The sequence below is a fragment of the Dyadobacter soli genome (genome assembly GCF_900101885.1).
Taxonomy (GTDB): Bacteria; Bacteroidota; Bacteroidia; order Cytophagales; family Spirosomataceae; genus Dyadobacter; species Dyadobacter soli.
In genome coordinates this window covers 152,093-172,801 of sequence record NZ_FNAN01000019.1, presented here as the reverse complement: position 1 = coordinate 172,801, position 20,709 = coordinate 152,093, and the positions used below count along the sequence as shown (strand labels likewise).

Here is a 20,709-nt window from a genome sequence, read left to right as displayed (position 1 = left end):
GAACTTTGGCAACAAGTATGAACCCGCCCCGGGTTGCTTTTCCCTAAAAAACCAACCCGAAACCATGGCTGCATTTACGCCCGACGCATTTAAGAAAGAGTTTGTAGCGATTCTCGATTATTGGGAAAAATATGGGCCGGATCCGGAGAAGGGCGGGTTTTATGGAAGGGTTAATTATGACAATCAGCCGGTAAAGGACTCGGCGCGTTCGGTGGTGCTTACCGGGCGGCTTTTATGGACGTTCTCACTGGCGCACCGGTTGTTGAAAGAGGCGAAATACCTGACGCTGGCCGACAGGGCTTATCAGCAGTTGGTTAAAAGCTTTTTTGATACCGAATATGGCGGTGTGTACTGGTCGGTAAATGCGGATGGCTCGCCGCTGGAAACGAAGAAGCAGATTTACGGCAATGCATTCGCGATGTACGGGCTGGCGGAGTACTACCGCGTCACGCATTTCAAACCGGCATTGGAAAAGGCGCAATCGCTTTTTGCAATCATTGAAAAACATGCATTCGACCCGGTGAATGGCGGTTACCGGGAGGCATTTGCCCGCGACTGGTCGGCTACGGACGACTACATTTTGAGCAAAAGCCCCTGGAATAAGAGCATGAACACGCATTTGCATCTCGTAGAAGCCTACACCAACCTGTACAGCGTGTGGCCGGATGCAAAGCTCAAAAAGCAAACCGCGGGAATGCTCGACGCGATCATTACCCACATTGTGAATCCGAAAACCGAAACAATGCAGCTGTTTTTCGATGAAAAATGGCAAGCGAAAGACCATATCGTTTCGTTCGGGCATGATATCGAGGCTTCGTGGCTGCTTTTCGAGACGGCGGAAGTGCTGCACGACGAAAAATTGATCGCCCGGATGAAGAAGAAAGCCATTGCTATGGCTACTGCCGCGTCGAAAGGCCTCGGACCCGACGGCGCATTGAACTACGAATACGATCCCGAAACGAAGCATACCCAAACCGATCGCAGCTGGTGGGTAGCGGCAGAGCAGCTTGTAGGATTTTACAATGCTTACCAGCTCACGAAAGATCCGCAGTTCAAAACCAAAGCCGAAAAGAGCTGGGATTACATTGTCGGCGAATTCGTCGACCACGAAAGGGGCGAATGGTTTGGCACTGTGAAAGAGGATGGCACGCCGGTGAAGGGCGACAAGATCAACTTCTGGAAATGCCCTTACCACAATGCGCGAGCCTGCGCGGAAATGTGGCGCAGGCTCGGCAAAGCGTAATTAATTGAGGAACATTTCGTCGACGAGCAGCAATGCGCGCTTGTCTTTGCTGCGGTGCCACGCCGGTATTTTGGTGAGGGGCTTCGCCACGATTTTAATGTACGAAACCTGTTGCGGCTTGAACGACCCCGCCACGCTTTGCAATGAAGCCCGCTCCCCTTTCACGGGCATCGGCGCCTTGAATTTCGTAAGCAGCTTCATATTGTCGCGCGTGGTACCGCCCCAAATTTCGACCAGTTCGGGCGGAAAAATGCCGGTATCTTCTTCCACCATGTAACGCACGCCGAGCGACGAAAGCATTACCGGCTTTTTAAATTCCGACACAAAAGCCATGTCGTTATCCCTAACCCCCGCCCAGTTGTTGGCCCAGGCGGGATTGTTAGCACCGATAACACCCAACTTATGATCAAAAAATGTCTTCACGCCCTCGGCCTGGTGCACGCGGTTCAGCGGGTAGAGTAATGTACCGCTGTCGGGCTGGTAGGCGCTCTTGAAATAATCGAAAGTGGCCATATCGCTGCCATACCAGCCATTTTTGTAGGCTTTGGCACGAATACTGGCATTGCTGTTGATGACGGTTTTGTGGTCGAGCAATGGCGAATTGATACTGTCGGGCTCCGAGCCGTCCATGGTGAAGCGTACATCCACGCCCTTGATCGGGTGCTGAATGTCCACCACCAGCGATTGCGCGAAAATAGGCGATGCATTCTTCATTTGCGGCGGATTGAGTTTCAACGGATTCTTCCCGTCGTCTTTGAAGCCACCGATAATGTCGATGCTTTTGTTGGCCTGCTGCAACTGGTGTACGTCCGCAGCCGAAAGTTTGGTATCCCAAACAGCCACCGTTTTGACACTTTTCAATTGCGGCAATACACCCTTCAAACCATTCAAATCCAGCTTAGTACCGGACAATGTTAGGTTTTGCAGATGCTTTAATGTCGCAAGATCCTTCAAACCGGCTGCCGTAACATCGGTAAAATTGAGATCGAGCTTGCGGAGGTTTTCAAACTTCGCAATGCTTTTCAGGTCCGCGTCTTTGACCGGCATTTTATTCAGGTTCAATGAGATAACCTGTTTACGAATGTCGTCCAGCTCATCCAGCTGCTTCACATTGTAGGCCGATGCATTATAAATGTTCACAGCCAGCGCCGGCGACTCGCGGGCGAAGGGCAATATGGTCCGGTAATCGGTATTGAGCGTTTTGACTTTGTCCTCATCGGCAGCCGGGAAATCGTATTCCTCCTCCTGCGTGTGCGGTTGCAGGAATGCGGTCGCGAGCATGCGCAGCGAATCAGACTCGGGCAAATCGGTTAGTTTTTTGTTGAAATCCGCTTTCTGCTTAACCCATAATGTGAGCAGTGAAATCTCCTGCAAAGTAAGCTGCGCCTTCCCCGATGGCGGCATGTGCTTCTTTTCTTCCATCGGCAAATGCACCCGTTGCAACAGCAGACTCATTTGTGGGTTACCCGGTACAATCAGCTTGCCCGACTTCCCACCCTTGATGATTGATTGCGGGTCTGAGAGGATCAGTTCACCCTTCAATTTATCGGGATTATGGCAGCTCGTACATTTCTGTTCCAGGATCGGCTTGATCACATTGGTATACACAATAGCCTGGTCCAATGGAACTTCCGCCACTTCGCGTTTATGATCGATGGGCTCCCAAATGAAGTTGCTCCCGTGCGTAAGCGCGGCCCCGTAATGCCCGGTGAGCACGAGCGCGACCACCGTCAGCAACGCGCCGGCCTTCGCCGCAACCGACTTGTACCATCTTGCATGCCTTACCCAGTAAATAATGGAGGCGAAAAAGAAGATTCCCGCGCCGGTCCATTTATGATAGGTCAGGGTCGCGCCCTCGTAACCTTCCTCGCGCGACAAAAACAAGCCCATAATCACCGTCACCGCCGCAAAAAGGGCGCCTATCAGCAACAGGCCTTGCAGGAAATTGCGATAGAATGCATTGCCCGCATATTCCGGCTTGAAACGGAAAAATTCCAGCAGCATAGCCAGCAGCAGGATCACGATCGGGAAATGCAGAATGAGCGGATGCATCCGGCCGATGGTTTGCAGCCATGCCGGGATCACGAGTTTGCTTTCGAAGAGCAGTAGAAACAATACGAAAATATTGGCAGCAACCAGTAACTGTTCCGCGAAAACCCTGAGTTTCAAATGCATTTAAAATTCCACCAAAAAATTGACCAATGATTACATCTCGAAAAAATCAGCTGATAATGTCCCTTACCACCTTGCCCGACACATCCGTGAGCCTGTAACGCCGACCCAAATGCTTGAATATCAGTTTCTCGTGGTTCAAGCCAAGCTGGTGCAGTATCGTAGCCTGGAAGTCGTGTACATGCACGGGGTCTTTGGCGATATTGTAGCCGAGCTCGTCGGTTTCGCCATACACAATACCCGGTTTGATACCACCTCCGGCCATCCAGACGGTAAAGCAGCGCGGGTGATGGTCGCGTCCGTAGTTGTCGGTGGTAAGCTTGCCCTGGGTATAACTCGTCCGGCCGAATTCCCCGCCCCAGATCACCAGCGTCTCGTCCAGCAATCCTCTCTGCTTCAAATCAGTAACCAATGCAGCGGAAGCCTGGTCGACGTCCATCGCCTGTTTGGTTATTTCAAACGGCAGGTTGCCGTGCTGGTCCCATCCCTGGTGATAGAGCTGTACAAACCGCACGCCGTTTTCCGACAGCTTGCGCGCGAGCAGGCAGTTGGCCGCGTACGTACCCGGAACGAGGCATTCAGGCCCGTACAGTTTGATAATATCATCCGATTCTTTGGACAAATCCATTACTTCCGGCACGGCCGTCTGCATGCGATAAGCCATTTCATATTGCTTGATCTTGGCCGAAATCTCCGGGTCGCCAAACTCCTGGTACGACATTTCGTTCAGCTCCGATAGCTTGTCGAGCATATCGCGGCGCTCTTTGCGGTCCATTCCCTCGGGGTCGCGCAGGTAAAGGACCGGGTCTTCGCCCTTGCTAAACTGGACGCCCTGGTGCACGGAGTCGAGGAATCCGTTAGACCATAATTTGGAATACACCCCTTGCCCATTACCGACGCCACGCGACAGCAATACCGTGAAATTCGGCAGGTTTTTGTTTTCATTACCCAACCCGTAACTCAGCCAGGAGCCCATACTCGGCCGGTTGCCCTGCTGGGAACCGGTTTGGAGGAATGTCAATGCCGGGTCGTGGTTGATCGCCTCGGTGTACATCGAACGTACAAAGCAAAGGTCATCCACGATTTTCGAGGTATAAGGCATCAGGTTGCTCACCCACGCCTGCGACTGGCCATATTGTTTGAAATCCACAAAAGAACCCACGAGCGGAAACGATGCCTGGTTGGCCGTCATACCGGTAAGCCGCTGCGTACCACGCACGGATGGCGGTATTTCCTGCCCGAACATTTCGCGAAGTTTCGGTTTGTAGTCAAAAAGCTCCTGCTGTGACGGGGCGCCGTTTTGAAACAGGTAAATCACCCGCTTCGCCTTCGGAGCGAAATGCGGAATACCGGGAGCGAGGCCTTCCTCTTCCAATCCTCCACCTTTCAGCAGGTCGGGCATGAGCAGCGAGCCCAGCGCCACGCTACCGATCCCGAGGCTCATCGTGGACAGGAACCGCCGTCTGTTGAAACTAAATCCGTGTTCAATGATTTCCTTTTCCATTGTCATCCGTCGCCGGCAATGCGGCTTTCGTTTATGATTTCGTGATGGTTTCTTCCAAATTGTAAATCATGGAAATGACGCGCATTAATGAAGCATGCGCCTTCGCGTCCACCTTTTTGGTGATCGGGTACTCTCCTACCGACACCATTTTCTCGGCTTTTGCAGGCTGAATTTCTTTCAACTCCTTCGCATAGTAACCGGTAAGCACTTCCAGTTCTTTCTGGCTCGGCTTGCGGCACACGATCTGCCTGAATGCCTTCGTGATCTTGTCTTCCGTGCTGCTATTTTCCTGCAATAGCCTGGCTGCCAGCACCCGGGAGGCTTCCAGTACCGTCGGGTCGTTCATCATCACCAGCGCCTGCAACGGCGTATTGGTTTTCAGGCGCCTTACTTCGCACAAATCGCGATTACTGGCGTCGAAAATAGCCATTGTGGGCGGTGGAACGGTGCGTTTGATGAGCGTGTACATGCCGCGGCGGTACAAGCTTGCGCCGTGATCCTGGTTGTAGACGGATAATAGTCCACGGCCCGAAGTAGCCCCTTCCCACAAGCCCACAGGCTGGTACGGCTTCACGCTGGGCCCGCCGATGGTGCGGTTGAGCAACCCGCTGCTTGCGAGTACGAGGTCTTTCACAAACTCCGCGTGAATGCGGTAGCGCGATCCGCGTGCGAGGTACACATTATCAGGGTCTTTCGCGAGATGTTCCTTCGTCACCACGGCCGATTGCCGGTAAGTGGCGGACATCACCATTTGTTTCACAAACCGTTTGATATCCCAATTGTGCTCCATGAAATCCGCTGCGAGCCAGTCGAGCAATGCGGGGTGGGTAGGCAACTCGCCCTGCATCCCGAAATCGCCGGAGGTTTTGACGATGCCTTTTCCGAAGAATTCCTGCCAGAGGATATTCACATATACCCTCGCTGTGAGCGGATTACGCTTATCGAACAGCCATTGGGAAAGCCCCAGCCTGTTTTTAGGATATTTTTTGTCAAACGGGAGAATTGCCGCTGGGGTACCGGCCTGCACTTCTTCTCCCAGGGCGTCGTAAGCGCCGCGTTTGAGCACATAAGTTTTGCGCAAAGTGTCCAGGTCACCCATCACCGACACGATAAGACGGTTGGTATCGGGCTTGTTGATGAAAGTCAGGATATTTTTGGCCTCTTCGTTACTGATCTCCATCAAAGGCTTTTTCGCATAAGTCTCCGGCCCGCCGATCACCGATTCGATACCGACCTCATTCACATTATTGAAAAACGCGAACATCTGGTAATACTCTTTCTGCGAGAACGGGTCGTACTTATGGTCGTGGCAATGCGCGCATTCGAGCGTTACGCCCAGCAGGCCTTTGCCGAACAGGTCGTTGCGGTCGGTGACGTACATAATGCGGTATTCTTCGGGAATCACGCCGCCTTCTTCGGTGATTTTGTGGTTTCTGTTAAAACCGGTTGCCAGTAGCTGTTCCTTGCTGGAATTAGGAAGCAGGTCGCCGGCCAGCTGCCAGGTTACAAAATCATTATAATGCATGTTTTTGTTAAATGCGTGGATCACCCAGTCGCGCCAGGGCCATTGGGTACGGTAGCCGTCGTCCTGGTAACCGTGCGAATCCGCATAACGGGCGAGGTCGAGCCAGTGGATCGCCATTTTTTCACCGTAAGTAGGGTTGGCGAGCAGTTTATCGACTACTTTCTCATACGCATTCGGACTGTTATCGGCCAGGAACTCGTCCATCAGCTGCAAGCTCGGCGGCAGGCCGTTCAGGTCGAGGCTGAGGCGTTTCAGCAAACGCTCCTTATCCGCTTCCGCGCTGGGTTCCAAGCCTTTCTGCTCCTGTTTTTCGAGAATAAAATGATCGATTTCGTTTTTAGCCCAATCCTCATGGTCTACTTCCGGCAACTTCGGTTTTTTCGGTGACACAAAAGCCCAGTGCTTTTCATACTTCGCACCTTGTTTGATCCATTTGCCGATCAGGTCGACTTCGCGTTGGGATAATTTGAGGTTGGAGTTTGGCGGCGGCATCCGCAGGGTGGTATCCTCCGTGGTAATGCGCAGATACACCGCCGATTTGTCGGGTTTGCCTGCTACCAGGGCATGTGCTTTCGGATTGTCCTTCAATGCCGCGAAAGCACTTACCGGGTCGTCGAGGCGAAGGCCCGCTTCCCGTTTGTTCGCATCCGGGCCGTGGCAGGCGAGGCATTTATCCGAAAGAATCGGCCTGATATCGAAGTTGTAACTCACCTGCTCGGGCAGTTTCTCCTCGGCACCACCGCCCGGCTTATTGTCGCACGACTGAAAGCCCAAAGCAACTACAACCGCTCCGGCCAGCAGCAAAAAACTAGTCCTTAAATACATCATCTTGGGTTCAGGTTCTGTGACATTTTTTTACCCAGTATATAAATTTAACTAAAAAAATGCACATTTATTGAAGCAATAATGCCAATTCATAAGCAGAAACTATCCTGTTCTATACTGCTCGTCCAGAATTATTTTACATTCTCCCCAAACAAAAAAGAGCAATGCCGCACCGACATCGCTCTTTTACGATCAAAATATTCTGCTACACCTTACTTCCCTGCCTTTATCCAGGCATTTGCTTTCTCTTCCAGCAATTTAAGCGGCACGCAGCCCGATTCGAGCACCAGTTTGTGGAATGTGCGGATGTCAAACTTCGTACCCATTTCCTTTTCAGCTCTCGAACGGAGCTCGCGGATTTTCAACTGGCCGATCTTGTACGACAATGCCTGTCCGGCACCCGCCATGTAACGCTCCACTTCCGCGGTAATGCTTTCCTCCGACTCCGCTTCATGATCCAGCGAATATTGAATGGCCTGCGCGCGCGTCCAGCCTTTCGAATGCAGCCCGGTATCCACTACAAGGCGGATGGCGCGGTGCATTTCGGCGCTGAGCATCCCGAAATACTGGTAAGGATCGGTATAAAGCCCCAGCTCCTTGCCCAGCGACTCGGTATACAATGCCCAGCCTTCGCCATAAGCACTGTACCACAGGTTTTTACGAAACTCAGGCAATGCGGTGTTTTCCTGTTGCAGCGAAATCTGGTAATGGTGCCCCGGAATGGCTTCGTGCAGGAAAAGGCTTTCGTCGGAAACCACATTATACTCCGTCGCAGCCGGTACAGGCACGTAGAACACACCCGGGCGGGACCCGTCGGGCAGCCCCGGATTGTACTCGGCCGATGCGGAAGCCTCCCGGAATGCTTCGGTCCGGCGTACTTCGAACGGTGTCTTGGGCGTCAGATCGAAAAGTTTCGTGAGATTGGGCTTCATGCGCTCATGAATCTCATTGAAATGCGCAATCACTTGCTCCGGTTTGGTGAACGGCATCAGTTTCTTGTTGCCCCGCACCGCATTGAAAAACGATTTCAAATCGCCCTGGTAACCTACTTGGGCCTTCACTTTCTCCATTTCCGCTGAAATGCGGGCTACCTCCTTCAACCCGGTGGCGTGAATTTCGTCCGCCGTCAGCTCGGTGGTCGTGTAGTACTTGATGTAATAGTTATACAAAGCCTTGCCATTCGGAAGCGCCGAGAAGCCGTCGGTCGTACGGCCAGCCGGTTGGTATTCCTTTTCCATGAAAACCTGCATTTTCTGGAAAGTCGGGATGATTTTCGACTCGACCATAGCTGCGTACTCCTTTTCAAGCCTGGCCTTGTCTTCCTCTGAAAAGTCCTTCGGGAAATTTTTGACAGGCGTATAAAAAAGGTGCTCTTTCACGGGCCCGCCTGCCATATCCGCAAACTGCGGGATTACCTTCTTAATCAGGGGTGCAGGCAAAACGTAGCCCTGCTTTATCCCCTGACGCATATTCACCACGGCGGTATCGCACCATACCACAAAGCCGTCTACCCGTTTCAGCCAGTTATCATAATCCTTTACGGTTTTAAAAGGCTGAATGCTGCTCCCGCTCGCCATTTGCCCGATCATCAGGTGTGTCGAGAAAATCTGGTTGATCGGCATCAGTTCCACCGGGTATTTCAGGCCTTCCAGGTTAATGCTGCATTCCCATTCGATCAGGTCCCAGCTCACCTTTTCCTCGTCGGTAAGCTTTCCGCGGTCGTATTTGGCGAGCTCGTCCTGATACTTTCTGTAAAAAGCGGTCATCCGCGCCTTACCTGCTTGCGAGAGGTCGTCGGACATCTTGTCATTGTAACGGTTATCACCGTTCATAGTCGCTTCCAGGGGATAAAGGGGAAGCCTTTCTTCATAATAATGGGCGAATACTTCACTAATCGGTGGCATAGTACCTTCTGCTTTTTCTGATTTTTTCTGGCAGGCCTGAATGAGCAGGACCGTGGCGGCAAACGCGTAATAAACCAGTTTTTTCATGAACGATGTTGGTTGAGACATCGTAAAGTAAACAAAAAGTGCCGGAAGAAATCAAAGTTCTCCGGCACTTTCAGAAACGCAACAGGCAAGTTTCCTGCTTATCCTGTGGTGTTAATTGTATAATTTCCGAGGATATTCAGCTCCCCTCCACCTTCCACTTCAATGTTTTTGACGGTGATATTCTGCCCTACCGCCACCACGTGTCCGGGGTTTACGCGTACGTAGTCACCCACGCCCGGCGCACGCCCAGCCGACCATATCGAACGGTCGAGCCACGCGCCCGAGGCGGTTGTTTCGATGACGTTCGAGAACAGGGAGGTCGTTTTAAAATTCCTGAAAAGCAAAGCGTCGGTAGTCGAACCTGCGGCACCGAACCAATCGCGCAGGATATCGGAATATATCCTTCTGAAATCCACCTGCATTTTCACTTCCTGGTTCTGGTTCGTAGGTGAAGTAGTCGGTGGTTCGAGGTCGTTGTTCAGATCAGGCACCACGCCGACCATTTGCCGCTTGATGCCCGTCCCAAATACAAACATCGGTGCCGCAACACCGTGGTCGGTACCACGCGATGCATTCGAATTGGCGCGCCGGCCAAAGTCCGAAAAGGTCATACCCACTACGCGATCGGCGGTCCCTTGAAGAACGAGGTCGTTCTGGAAAGACGATACCGCATCCGAAAGCCTTCGGAGCAAATTTGCATGGTTTCCGACCGTAGTATCACTCGCCGAGACCTGGTCGCCATGCGTATCAAAGCCGCCGAGTTCTACGAAATAAATTTTCGATTGCAAACCGCCGTGAATGAGTCTCGCTACAATTTTCAGCTGTTCCGAGAGTTCGGTTGTCGACCCTGCGGCGGGGTAAGTTGCCAGCGTCCGGCCGGCGTCATAAGCCCTTTTGATCTGCCCCGAATAGCCAGTAGAAAGGATTTGCTGCTGCCTGACGTGCTTGATCATTTCACCGGCCTCACAGCAAGGCAGATCGGAAGTCGTAATCCCCTGCCCGTTATTAAGCAATGCATAGAAATTATTGATATTCTCGACAGAGATATTCATCGGACTCTGCGGGCCAAGCAAGCTTGTCGAATTAAGCACCCCGATCTGCAATGCCAGCGGGTCCGTCATGGTGTCGTTCGGGTAATTTTGCGGATAGCCCGGAAAACGGCTGTTGAGATAGCGACCCGCCCATCCGCTGTTGACGTACTGGTCGGCGTCCGTGGCCGTCATCCAGATGTCCGACGAACGGTGATGCGACTGGTTCGGGTTCGGATACGACACCGAATTCACGATTGCCAGCCGTCCCTGGTTGTACATTTCGCGCATACCGGTCATTGAAGGGTGCAGTCCCGCCTCGGGCATACCCGAGAGTGTGAGCACCTTATTTTGTGGAATTGCGATATTACTCCGGATACTCTGGTATTTGGAATAATATTGAAGCGGGATGACGGTGTTGAGGCCGTCGTTACCGCCATTAAGGTAAATAATTACCAGGATCCGATCGGTGGCCGCAGCGGCCGTGCCCACGAGCGATTGCACGAGCGACGATTGGTTGCTGAGGCTGGTTATGCCAAACCCGTTGACCATTACAGGTAACGTCATGGCGGAGGCTGATGCCAGAAAGTCTCTTCTTTTCATACAATTTCTAATTAAAACACCTCATACTCTGCCATTCTTACCATATACCGCATCAGAGTGGAACATCTGTTTTTAACGGGAGTCTGCGCGCTGGCGCTCGTCGGGTTGTTGCGGTACCCGTTCAACTCGTAGCGCCATGAGGTATGCGGCAGGTTTCTCATAAAGACCACATCGATGAGGTAAGTTTTCTGCGCCTCCGTAAGTTCTATCGCAAAGAGATTTTCCGAAAATGCTGCCAATACCTCTGCCGGAGTAATGGCAGGGCTTGCGTTGCTGTCTGAAAAATTGGGCTGGATCCGCTGTATCCAGGCAAGGAAATCAATCCCGAGCGTATAGCCTGGCTTGATTACTTCGGTCGGGAAAATAATCCTGTCGCTATTACCCCTGCGTGCGGTGATCGTCGAGCCATTGATCCAGTTTTTGGAATAACCAACCTGATAATAAGGCGGATAGCCAAACACCAGCGGCTGATTAAGGATTTCAAGGTTCATAGCGGCCATCCCCCAAAGGAAAAACCGGATATAATTCGTATAAGCCGCGGTGTCGGTCATCATGTCGGGACAAGGCTGTTCGAAAAAGCGCCCCATGCCTATCAGATATTCCATTGGCGATTTAATGATTGAGCCTACGTTCTGATCAGCGAAGAATATTTCGCTTTTAAGCAGCTTTTCAAGTACCGGCTTGATGTTGTAATTATTCTCAGAGCTGGAAAAAAATGCGGCTAACGGTACAATCACGTTATTTTCGATATCCTCGGTCACATTCTGATTGACATACCAGCGGTAAAGCTTTCTGCAAATATGTTTAGGTGCCTCCGGATGCCTCAGCAGCATATCGATCAGCTCATTCATCTCCACATCACCAGCGGTATCGTCGGTACGCCCCTGAATGGTAACACCTCCATACTTGGAAGAAAACGTCTTATTAGAAGTATCGTGGTAGTTTCTGTGGAAATTCGAGGTAAACTCACTGGTTCCGTTCGCATAGTAGTTCGTAACCATCCAGCCTGTAAGTACCTTAGACGCAGCCTTCACGTCCGCTTCTGTGTAGTTCAGGTTACCATAAAAGTCTTGCTGCCCCACTGTAAAGAGTTCCTGCAATTCCCTGGCATAATTCTCATTAGGAGTAGTTTTGTTATTACCTGCACCATTCTGATAGATGAGCATGGCCGGATCTTTGGTTATCCCGATCGTCATCGTCTTGAAATTCCCGAGGCTGTTATCCCGCAGGAATTTGAGGTACCGGTACATATAGCGGTAATCCGCCATCACGTTTTGCGACACCACGAAATGGTTCTGCCAGAAAGCCGTTATTTTTTCCAGCACCGATGGTTTACCGTTCTGGAGCATCATCAAACCGAGCCACCAATAGCGCAAATGCACGCTATGCTCGCCGCTTTTGGCAGAGACGAAACCAAAGCTCATTAACGGCTTCAAGTAATTGGGGCTTGTGGGCGTAATGTCGACTGGCGGCGGCGGCGAAGCGGTATGTACAACGTTTGCAAACAACTGGTCTACCGCAATGCCTGGGTTGAGGCCGGTAAATGCTTCAATTTCCGACTTTGTCGGGCCAAAAGTAGCTCTTCTGAGTAGGTGTGCTGCCTTGCTGGCCGTGAGTGGAACAGTATAAGGATCAAGATAAGCCATAAGTCATTGAATTAATATTTCCGTCCGGTTGAACACATGATCATCTACTGATCAGCACTTTATAGGATTTTGACAACCCATCGGTAAAGGAGAATTTGAGCATATAAAGGCCTGGCGGCATCCGGCTCACGTCGATGCCGTCTCCCGAAACTTCCCGGGAAGCGAATACAGTCCGCCCGGCCGCATCCACGAGGCGCGCGGAGGCCAGGTTTTGTTGAATACTTTGAGAAAAAAATAGTTTTTCCGCCACCGGATTGGGGTACACCGCCAGCTCCGGCTGACCATTAAATTCCACTTTCACAATGCGGCTGTAAGCGAATGCCCCGTCTTTGCCATCAGACGCGATGTCCACCATTTTCATCCGGTAGAAATTGCTGCCATTCAAAGGATTATCATCCGTGAAAGTATAGTGGGACGGGGCTGACGGCGTAGCAATGCCCTCACCACGCGCAGCCACGTTGCCGATCTTCCGCCACGATTTGGCATCGCTGCTCCGCTCGATTTCGAAATGGCTTGCATTCACCTCCTCGGATGTACGCCATTCGAGGTAGCTTGTACGCTCACGGGCAACACCCGTAAAACTGACCAGTACCACAGGCAGGGCGCCATCGCGCAATGCGCCGAGCGTGTACACATTGTAGGTGTTTGGAACAATATCCAGGAGCGTCGTCAGCGAGCCGGAAGACGCGGTACTCGGCTGCCCGAAAAGCGAAGTAGCATCCACGGAGGCAGGCAGGTTCACCCATTTGGTACCGTCCCAACCCGCGATGGTCAACTTGGAAAGGCCACGGTTGGTTACCAGTGCGTTCACGGCGCTGTTATCATTCCAAGAAAGCGTAATGCGGGTCGGCGAGGTGCCGTTGATATCCCAGTATTCCGAAGTGCTCACGGCGATAAGCTCACTCATAAGACTCCCCGTGTTGAACGGTCCGCCTTCGGGCAGTACACCGTAATCGCCACCTGCCGGATTACTCGTAACGGCCACAGCCGGGTTGACACCATAATACGCCCCGATAGCCTGGTCGGAGTTGACAGCGAACGGACGAAACGCACCATTATCGCCGACGGGGAAAATGAATGCATCCGAGCCCGACTTCTTAATGTATCCGTCGATAAACGCGCCCTCTCCCAAAACGCCGGAAGTGACTGCGGATCCGAAACTTACGATACCAATCGGTGAATCCCTCTTCGTGAAAATGGCGCTATTGTCCTGTGCTTTCAAGACCAAATGACCATCCAAGAAAAACAGTAGAGATAGAATTATAGAACAAATTCTAGGCATAGTTATAAAATTTTCCAATTCTACATCAAATATAAAATAAATCCGTCACATAATGTGGTACAAAATCATACCAACTAGTACTACAAATTAATTACTATTCGGTAAAAGTACGGTAATTATCAAGCAAATAGCTCTTGACGTAGCCGTAAAACGGTTTTTAGTGTGTAAAAAAATTTTAAAATTCTTCTACAAGTTGGCTAATAAATTATGGACAAGGCTGAAACTATTCGCTTAGTTTATTTTCTTCCACATTATGAATAGATGGAGTGGGGAGTTAATTTGCGCAGGGCCGGAAATGCTGGTCTTACAAAACCAATTGCGAAAGGGACATGAAGCAGAAAGTGCTGATTATCGGCAGCTCCAATACGGACATGGTGGTTAAAACAGCGCATTTTCCGAAACCAGGTGAAACGGTGCTGGGCGGGACGTTTTTGATGAACCCCGGCGGCAAGGGCGCCAACCAGGCAGTGGCCGCCGCGCGGCTCGGCGCAGATGTGCGGTTTGTAGCTAAAACCGGCAACGACATTTTCGGCAAACAGGCGCGCGAGGGGTTCGAAAAAGAGCGCATTGATACCGCATTCATGACCGAGTCGGCTGATCTTTCATCGGGCGTGGCCCTCATTACGGTCAATGCGCAGGGGCAGAACGAAATCGTGGTCGCGTCGGGCGCCAATATGGACCTGCATCCGGGTGATATTCCCGATAATGCATTCGAGAATGTAGAACTGGCTCTTTTTCAACTGGAAATCCCCGGGGAGACAGTCCTGTGGGCGCTTGGGCAATGTGCGCAAAAAAAGATCCGCGCGATCCTTAACCCTGCTCCTGGTATGCCGCTGGATGCGCAGTTCCTCCATGGCCTCTACCTGATCACACCGAACGAAACCGAAACCGAGCTGATCACGGGCATTACTGTGGAAAGTGAGGAAACTCTTCAACAAGCTGCGCGCTACCTGTCCGACCGGGGTGTGCAGAACGTCGTCATTACCTTGGGCAGCAAAGGCATTTATCTTGCCAGCGAAGCGTTTACAGGCATTATTCCTGCCATGGTAGTGGAAGCCGTAGACTCCACTGCTGCCGGAGACGTTTTTAACGGCGCATTATTAAAAGCGTTGGCCGACGGGGAAACGCTTGAAGAAGCCTGCCGCTTCGCCAGTCGCGCGGCGGCTATTTCCGTTACACGAATGGGTGCACAAAGCTCGGCCCCTTATCAACACGAACTGGATTCCTTTTGAACCATGACTAAAATACCCGTTATCATAGATTGCGACCCCGGCCACGACGACGCGCTGATGCTCATGCTCGCGCACGGGAGCGGAAGTTTTGATATCAAAGCCGTCACCATTTCGGCCGGCAATCAAACGCAGGCGAAAACGTTGCAGAATGCATTGAAAGTACTGACGCTCATTGGCGCTACGGAGATCCCGGTGTACCATGGTGCCGAGAAACCCCTGTTCCGCGAGCTCGTAGTTGCGGATTACGCACATGGTGAAACCGGGCTGAACAGCCCATCACTGCCTGTACCGACAATGCAAGCGCAGCCTATCAGTGCTGTGGAAGGCATTGCCGAGATACTTTCCGCATCGGAAACACCCGTTACCATCGTGCCTACCGGCCCGCTGACGAACATCGCGACGTTCCTGCTCGCTTACCCGCATCTAAAAGGCAAAATCGAGCGAATTTCGCTCATGGGAGGCGGCATTTTCCGGGGCAATATGTCACCCCTAGCCGAGTTCAATATCTACGCCGATCCCGAGGCTGCCGCCATCGTGTTCAGGGCCGGGTTACCCATTACTATGTGCGGACTCGATGTGACCCACAAGGCGCTGGTGTATCAAAAGGATATCGAATTGTTACGGGCATTGGGCAACCAGACCGGGCGGGTAGCAGCCGATCTGATGGAATTCTACTCCATTTTTTATCGAGAAAACCGTGTGGAGTTAAATGGAGGTGCGGCATTACACGATCCATGCGCCATTGCCTGGCTGATGAACCCCGGGATTTTTACTACAAAATCCTGCTATGTAGATGTGGAAACAAAAGGCGAGCTTACCCGAGGCGCCACAGTGGTGGATTTTTACAATACACTTCAAAGGGAGCCCAATGCTACGGTAGCCTACGATATCGACCGCGACGCGTTCATGGATATGCTATTCAACGCCATTAAGGCATTACCTTAGAGAAGCACCGAAACCTCGTCTTCGACATCCTGGCGTGCTGCGCGGTGGCGCACAACCACATTGCCCGCATGTAGGATAATCAGCCCGCCAAAGGCACAGAATGCCATCATACCCACCATTGGCATGGCGGTATTGTTGTGCAGGAAGCTTACAATCGCGGAGATGACAGCTCCCGCACCCATACGCCAGCTACCCATGAGCGCAGAGGCGCTGCCTGTGTGCTTACGGAAGGGCGCCAGCGAAAGCGCGGAGGCATTCGGCCCCGTAAGCCCCTGACCTGTGAGGAAGACGAACATCGTTCCGATCAGGGAGAAGAGCCCGAACCAGTTGTTGTACACGCCGACGATCAGGAAGAGCCCGACGATGCTCTGGTAAATGAGTGTGACGCGGATAATTTGTTCGCTGGTGTATTTTTTAAGCAAAAAGTGGTTCAGCTGGGTAGAACCGATCATCGCTACTGCCAGGAATGCGAAAATCCAGCCATATTGCTGTTCGGAAACTTTATAAATGTTCATAAAAACATCCGACGAGCCTGAAATATAGGCAAATGGCGCGGCCGTTGCCAAGCCGCCCGCGAGTGTGTAAATCAAAAACTGGGGCTGCGTAACCACCGTAATATACCCGCCCATTACCGCCTCGGGTCGGAGCGAAACGCTGGTGTCGGCGCTGCGGCCGGTGGGAAGGAAGAAGTAAATGGCGGTGATAATAACACTCACAATCCCAGCAAGGATCACGAAAATCCAGTACCACGCGATAGAAGCAGTAACATAACCGCCCACGGTAGGCGCGATCATCGGCGAAACCGCGATGACCAATGTGATCAATGAAAAAACTTCGGCACGTTTATCGGAAGGAAAAAGGTCACTTACGAGCGCCTGCGACGCCACGAGGCCTACACATCCTCCCATTGCCTGGAAAAACCGCATGGCGATCAGCGCATCCACCGACGACGTCATGGCACAGCCAAACGACGCAATCACGTAAAGTATCAGCCCGGCATACAATGGTTTCTTGCGACCAAAGCGGTCGAGCAGTGGGCCGTAGAGTACTTGCCCAATACAAATACCAATGAGATAGCTCGTTAGCGAAAGTTGTACTTTGTCGATAGTGGTCCCCAAATCCGACGCGATCCGCGGGAAGCCCGGCAGGTACATATCGATGGAAAATGGACTGACGGTCGCCAGCGATCCGAGGATCAGGATAATAAAGAAGTATTGCTTACGGCTCATGGACTTACATTCACTCAATGCAAACTTAACGGGTATGCGAGCACATTAAGTTCCTGCATTGCAATAAGTGCAACAATTTCATCAAACTGCCATAAAATGCGTTGGGCGGCTGGGGTAAATGTGCGTTTGCGTTTTGGATATATTTAATATCGCAGATAGAATTGCGTAAGATGCAAATCGCGTGAGCGATGCAATATTGGTAGTATCCATCCGGCACACGACACCAGTAAAATCCCGTCAGGGATGCAACAACAATGGGAACGCACTTGCGAAGACGGATGTGTTGTCACATGCCCAAGGGCATTGCCACAACCAATTCGAGCAATTTTTTGCTACCAATGTTATATGCCTAACGACATTGAGTTGCTAATTAGGCTTTTCAGGTCATGCGGTATCTCTCCGAAGTGGTGTTACAGCTTATGCAAATCGATAAATTTGGTGAGGCTGAGGATTTCTGTTTTGCCAAAACGCTGCAATTCCAAAAGATCACGTTTGTTGCCTGTAATAAGGTAGTTCGAACCACTATCCTGACATAGAGCGAGCAGAAAATCGTCTTTCGGATCAGGGCTATGCTGTACAATTGATGTGGTCTCGAAATTCAGACTGCGTTCGTACAGGAGTTCCAGGAAGTTTTTTATCTGAGATTCAGAAACGAAACGACTGAATTTGGGTCGGGAAATGACGAGCCTAAGCTCTTTAAACAATGCATTATCTGCAACGATCTCAAATTGAGGATTATCGAGAATCAGGTTTAAGCGGCGCCTTGAATTTTCATTAATTAGCGCACTGACGTAAAGGTTAGTATCAATTACAACCCTCGTCAATGTGATTGGGAGCTTTTACGAACCGCATTTATCTCTTCGAAAATTTCCTCTTCTGTAATTAAGCTTGTGTCAGGAAGTGTTTTAGATAGATCTTCCCATCGCTCACTCCAAGATCGCTTCTCCTCTTTAACAGATATTAGTCCCAGGTCTGCCAGATCGTCGATCAGGCGTCTGGCCTTGGGGTTGTTTATTTCGATTGTCAGCGTTTCCATGATGGTCAGTTTTAGTCTAAAATAGAAATATTGACACTCAAAAGCAAATAGAATACCCCAGTGGCACAAAACCAGCAAAGCCCGGCTCGCACCGGGCTTTGTAATGTTATTCAGCAGAAAAGACTACTCCCCTTTCCTTTCCAGACGCACCACTGGTGCTTCGGATTTGGCATCTTGGTCTGCCTGTGCCGCCAGTGTTACAGTTTGTACACTGTCCTCTGCCTTCACACTTCCAACGCCATGCGAACCGGTACCGATGTGCGGGGCGATGACGAGCGAGACGATCGACATCAGTTTGATCAGGATGTTCATGGAAGGACCGGACGTGTCTTTAAACGGGTCACCTACCGTATCGCCGGTCACGGCAGCTTTGTGCGGCTCGGACTTTTTATAGTAGGTTTCACCATTGATCACCACCCCTTTTTCGAACGACTTTTTGGCATTATCCCAGGCACCGCCGGCGTTGTTTTGGAAAATACCCATTAATACACCCGAAACCGTAACGCCGGCCAAGGTACCTCCGAGTACTTCGGGGCCAAAAAGGAAACCGACGATCACCGGCACGAGCAACGCGATAAGGCCCGGGGCTATCATCTCTTTAATGGAAGCTTGCGTCGAAATCGCCACGCATTTGTCGTATTCAGGCTTGGTTGTGCCTTCCATAATGCCCGGCAGCTCGCGGAACTGGCGGCGTACTTCTTCCACCATTTTCATAGCGGCGCGCCCTACCGCGGCAATAGCCAGCGAAGAGAATATGAATGGGATCATCGCACCTACGAAAAGGCCCGCAAGTACATTCGCTTTGTAAATATCGATCGAATTAATGCCTGCCACGCCGCAGAATGCAGCGAACAATGCCAGGGAAGTCAATGCAGCGGAAGCGATAGCGAAGCCTTTGCCGGTGGCTGCGGTGGTGTTACCTACTGCATCCAGAATGTCGGTACGGCCGCGAACTTCTTCTGGCAAATGCGCCATTTCGGCGATACCACCTGCATTATCCGCAATCGGGCCGAACGCGTCGATAGCGAGCTGCATGGCCGTCGTCGCCATCATACCCGCTGCGGCGATCGCCACGCCGTACAAACCGGCCATTTCGTAGCTGAGAAAAATACCCGCCGCCAGTACGAGGGTCGGGATTACCGTGGACTCCATACCTACCGAAAGCCCGCCGATAATGTTGGTGGCGTGACCCGTTGAAGACTGATTTACAATAGATTGCACCGGGCGCTTACCCATCGCGGTATAAAATTCGGTCACCATTGACATGATCGCTCCAACGACAGAACCTAACAGAATCGCCCAGTACACATCCATCGCCGTGAAATCAACCCCGCGGATGTTCAGGTTACCCTCCGGCAGCATCCACATCGTGAGCGGATAACTTACCACCAAAACCAGTATGATCGAACCCCAGTTACCGCGGTTCAAGGCAGCCTGCACATTACCATTATCGTCGCTCACGCGTACGAGGAACATGCTGAGAATCGAGGAAATCAGGCCTACACCGGCAATTACCATCGGCAAAAGGATCGGCGCGATGCCGCCAAAGTTATCTGTACCCTGCGCCACGATCTCGCGGCCCAGTACCATCGTCGCAAGGATTGTCGCAACATAAGAACCAAAAAGGTCGGCACCCATACCGGCCACGTCGCCCACGTTATCACCCACGTTATCGGCGATGGTAGCGGGGTTACGCGGGTCGTCTTCGGGGATACCGGCTTCCACTTTACCCACGAGGTCGGCGCCTACGTCTGCTGCTTTGGTGTAAATACCACCGCCTACGCGTGCAAAAAGGGCGATAGACTCGGCACCGAGTGAGAAACCTGCCAGTACTTCCAGCACACGTTCCATCGGGAGGCCGTTGACATCCGTACTATCGCCTATAAAAGTGGAATACAAAATGATAAACAAACCGCCCAACCCCAGCACCGCAAGGCTCGCTACACCGATACCCATCACGGAGCCGCCGGTGAACGACACTTCTAGCGCCTTGGTAAGGCTCGTACGCGCCGCCTGCGTGGTGCGCACGTTCGATTTGGTGGCGATATTCATGCCAATGTAACCTGCAAATGCAGAAATAAAGGCTCCTGCCAAAAAGGATACGCCGATAAAGGCGCTGGAATTTTCAACCAGTGTGCCGGAATAGCCCAGTATCACACTCACAATCAAACCAAAAACAATGAGTACACGCCATTCGGCTTTCAGGAAGGCCAGGGCACCATCTGCAATTGCGTCCGCTATGGTTTTCATTTCAGGACTTCCGCCATCCTGCCGGACAACCCAGCCTCTTTTGAAGAACATAACCAGCAAGCCAACAAGGCCTAACGCCGGCACTAAATAGGTAATGTTACTCATGCTATGATCAAAGATTTGGTTAATTGGTTTTTTATAATTCTCGTAAATATAGAGAAAGGCACCTCATAACAAAATCGCGAAACCGCTATTTTT

General features: G+C 51.5%; 14 protein-coding genes. 3 read left to right on the top strand and 11 right to left on the bottom strand.

Annotation, left to right across the window (positions count from 1 at the left end):
* The first annotated feature begins 64 nt into the window (after positions 1-64).
* Positions 65-1,243: an AGE family epimerase/isomerase gene (locus BLQ88_RS28105; protein ID WP_090156341.1), complete on the top strand. Its 1,179-nt coding sequence runs from the start codon at positions 65-67 to the stop codon at positions 1,241-1,243.
* On the opposite strand, the gene BLQ88_RS28100 is transcribed toward BLQ88_RS28105, so the two are convergent.
* From BLQ88_RS28100 to BLQ88_RS28070, 7 genes are all read right to left on the bottom strand, one after another.
* Positions 1,244-3,418 (bottom strand): c-type cytochrome domain-containing protein, encoded by a 2,175-nt coding sequence (locus tag BLQ88_RS28100; protein WP_090156340.1) that lies wholly within the window; start codon positions 3,416-3,418, stop codon positions 1,244-1,246.
* Between the two features lie 46 nt (positions 3,419-3,464).
* Positions 3,465-4,919, bottom strand: coding sequence for a DUF1501 domain-containing protein (locus BLQ88_RS28095; RefSeq protein WP_090156339.1), 1,455 nt, complete (start codon positions 4,917-4,919; stop codon positions 3,465-3,467).
* A 31-nt stretch (positions 4,920-4,950) separates the two neighbouring features.
* The gene (locus tag BLQ88_RS28090) at positions 4,951-7,269 is read right to left on the bottom strand and encodes a PSD1 and planctomycete cytochrome C domain-containing protein (protein WP_090156338.1); all 2,319 of its coding nucleotides are present in this window, start codon (positions 7,267-7,269) and stop codon (positions 4,951-4,953) included.
* A gap of 212 nt (positions 7,270-7,481) precedes the next feature.
* Positions 7,482-9,260 (bottom strand): DUF885 domain-containing protein, encoded by a 1,779-nt coding sequence (locus BLQ88_RS28085; RefSeq protein ID WP_090156337.1) that lies wholly within the window; start codon positions 9,258-9,260, stop codon positions 7,482-7,484.
* Positions 9,261-9,358: 98 nt separating this feature from the next.
* On the bottom strand, positions 9,359-10,891 hold the full coding sequence (locus tag BLQ88_RS28080) for a DUF1501 domain-containing protein (protein ID WP_229212905.1): 1,533 nt from the start codon (positions 10,889-10,891) through the stop codon (positions 9,359-9,361).
* A gap of 11 nt (positions 10,892-10,902) precedes the next feature.
* Positions 10,903-12,537: a DUF1800 domain-containing protein gene (locus BLQ88_RS28075; protein ID WP_090156335.1), complete on the bottom strand. Its 1,635-nt coding sequence runs from the start codon at positions 12,535-12,537 to the stop codon at positions 10,903-10,905.
* Between the two features lie 40 nt (positions 12,538-12,577).
* The gene (locus BLQ88_RS28070) at positions 12,578-13,759 is read right to left on the bottom strand and encodes a T9SS type A sorting domain-containing protein (protein WP_176885131.1); all 1,182 of its coding nucleotides are present in this window, start codon (positions 13,757-13,759) and stop codon (positions 12,578-12,580) included.
* Positions 13,760-14,148: 389 nt separating this feature from the next.
* Here BLQ88_RS28070 and rbsK point away from each other — a divergent pair, with 389 nt between their 5' ends.
* Positions 14,149-15,051 (top strand): ribokinase, encoded by a 903-nt coding sequence (gene rbsK / locus BLQ88_RS28065; protein ID WP_090156333.1) that lies wholly within the window; start codon positions 14,149-14,151, stop codon positions 15,049-15,051.
* Positions 15,052-15,054: 3 nt separating this feature from the next.
* Positions 15,055-15,996 (top strand): nucleoside hydrolase, encoded by a 942-nt coding sequence (locus BLQ88_RS28060; RefSeq protein WP_090156332.1) that lies wholly within the window; start codon positions 15,055-15,057, stop codon positions 15,994-15,996.
* On the opposite strand, the gene BLQ88_RS28055 is transcribed toward BLQ88_RS28060, so the two are convergent.
* The 4 genes from BLQ88_RS28055 to BLQ88_RS28040 form a co-directional block, all read right to left on the bottom strand.
* Positions 15,993-17,225: a multidrug effflux MFS transporter gene (locus tag BLQ88_RS28055; RefSeq protein ID WP_090156331.1), complete on the bottom strand. Its 1,233-nt coding sequence runs from the start codon at positions 17,223-17,225 to the stop codon at positions 15,993-15,995. The two genes, BLQ88_RS28060 and BLQ88_RS28055, sit on opposite strands and share 4 nt — an antisense overlap.
* A 410-nt stretch (positions 17,226-17,635) precedes the next feature.
* A complete protein-coding gene (locus tag BLQ88_RS28050) occupies positions 17,636-18,049 on the bottom strand; it encodes a putative toxin-antitoxin system toxin component, PIN family (protein WP_176885130.1) in 414 nt (137 codons plus the stop codon).
* On the bottom strand, positions 18,046-18,261 hold the full coding sequence (locus BLQ88_RS28045; RefSeq protein WP_090156329.1) for a hypothetical protein: 216 nt from the start codon (positions 18,259-18,261) through the stop codon (positions 18,046-18,048). Before BLQ88_RS28045 ends, BLQ88_RS28050 begins: the two co-directional genes overlap by 4 nt.
* Before the next feature lie 123 nt (positions 18,262-18,384).
* On the bottom strand, positions 18,385-20,616 hold the full coding sequence (locus BLQ88_RS28040; protein ID WP_090156328.1) for a sodium-translocating pyrophosphatase: 2,232 nt from the start codon (positions 20,614-20,616) through the stop codon (positions 18,385-18,387).
* Positions 20,617-20,709: the final 93 nt, after the last annotated feature.

What these genes read in the sequence shown, in the direction of transcription:
- BLQ88_RS28105 (WP_090156341.1), top strand. Translation starts at nt 65, where the DNA reads ATGGCTGCATTTACGCCCGACGCATTTAAGAAAGAGTTTGTAGCGATT.
- BLQ88_RS28055 (WP_090156331.1), bottom strand. Translation starts at nt 17,225, where the DNA reads ATGAGCCGTAAGCAATACTTCTTTATTATCCTGATCCTCGGATCGCTG.
- BLQ88_RS28095 (WP_090156339.1), bottom strand. Translation starts at nt 4,919, where the DNA reads ATGGAAAAGGAAATCATTGAACACGGATTTAGTTTCAACAGACGGCGG.
- BLQ88_RS28045 (WP_090156329.1), bottom strand. Translation starts at nt 18,261, where the DNA reads ATGGAAACGCTGACAATCGAAATAAACAACCCCAAGGCCAGACGCCTG.
- BLQ88_RS28080 (WP_229212905.1), bottom strand. Translation starts at nt 10,891, where the DNA reads ATGAAAAGAAGAGACTTTCTGGCATCAGCCTCCGCCATGACGTTACCT.
- rbsK (WP_090156333.1), top strand. Translation starts at nt 14,149, where the DNA reads ATGAAGCAGAAAGTGCTGATTATCGGCAGCTCCAATACGGACATGGTG.
- BLQ88_RS28060 (WP_090156332.1), top strand. Translation starts at nt 15,055, where the DNA reads ATGACTAAAATACCCGTTATCATAGATTGCGACCCCGGCCACGACGAC.
- BLQ88_RS28090 (WP_090156338.1), bottom strand. Translation starts at nt 7,269, where the DNA reads ATGTATTTAAGGACTAGTTTTTTGCTGCTGGCCGGAGCGGTTGTAGTT.
- BLQ88_RS28100 (WP_090156340.1), bottom strand. Translation starts at nt 3,418, where the DNA reads ATGCATTTGAAACTCAGGGTTTTCGCGGAACAGTTACTGGTTGCTGCC.
- BLQ88_RS28075 (WP_090156335.1), bottom strand. Translation starts at nt 12,537, where the DNA reads ATGGCTTATCTTGATCCTTATACTGTTCCACTCACGGCCAGCAAGGCA.
- BLQ88_RS28085 (WP_090156337.1), bottom strand. Translation starts at nt 9,260, where the DNA reads ATGAAAAAACTGGTTTATTACGCGTTTGCCGCCACGGTCCTGCTCATT.
- BLQ88_RS28040 (WP_090156328.1), bottom strand. Translation starts at nt 20,616, where the DNA reads ATGAGTAACATTACCTATTTAGTGCCGGCGTTAGGCCTTGTTGGCTTG.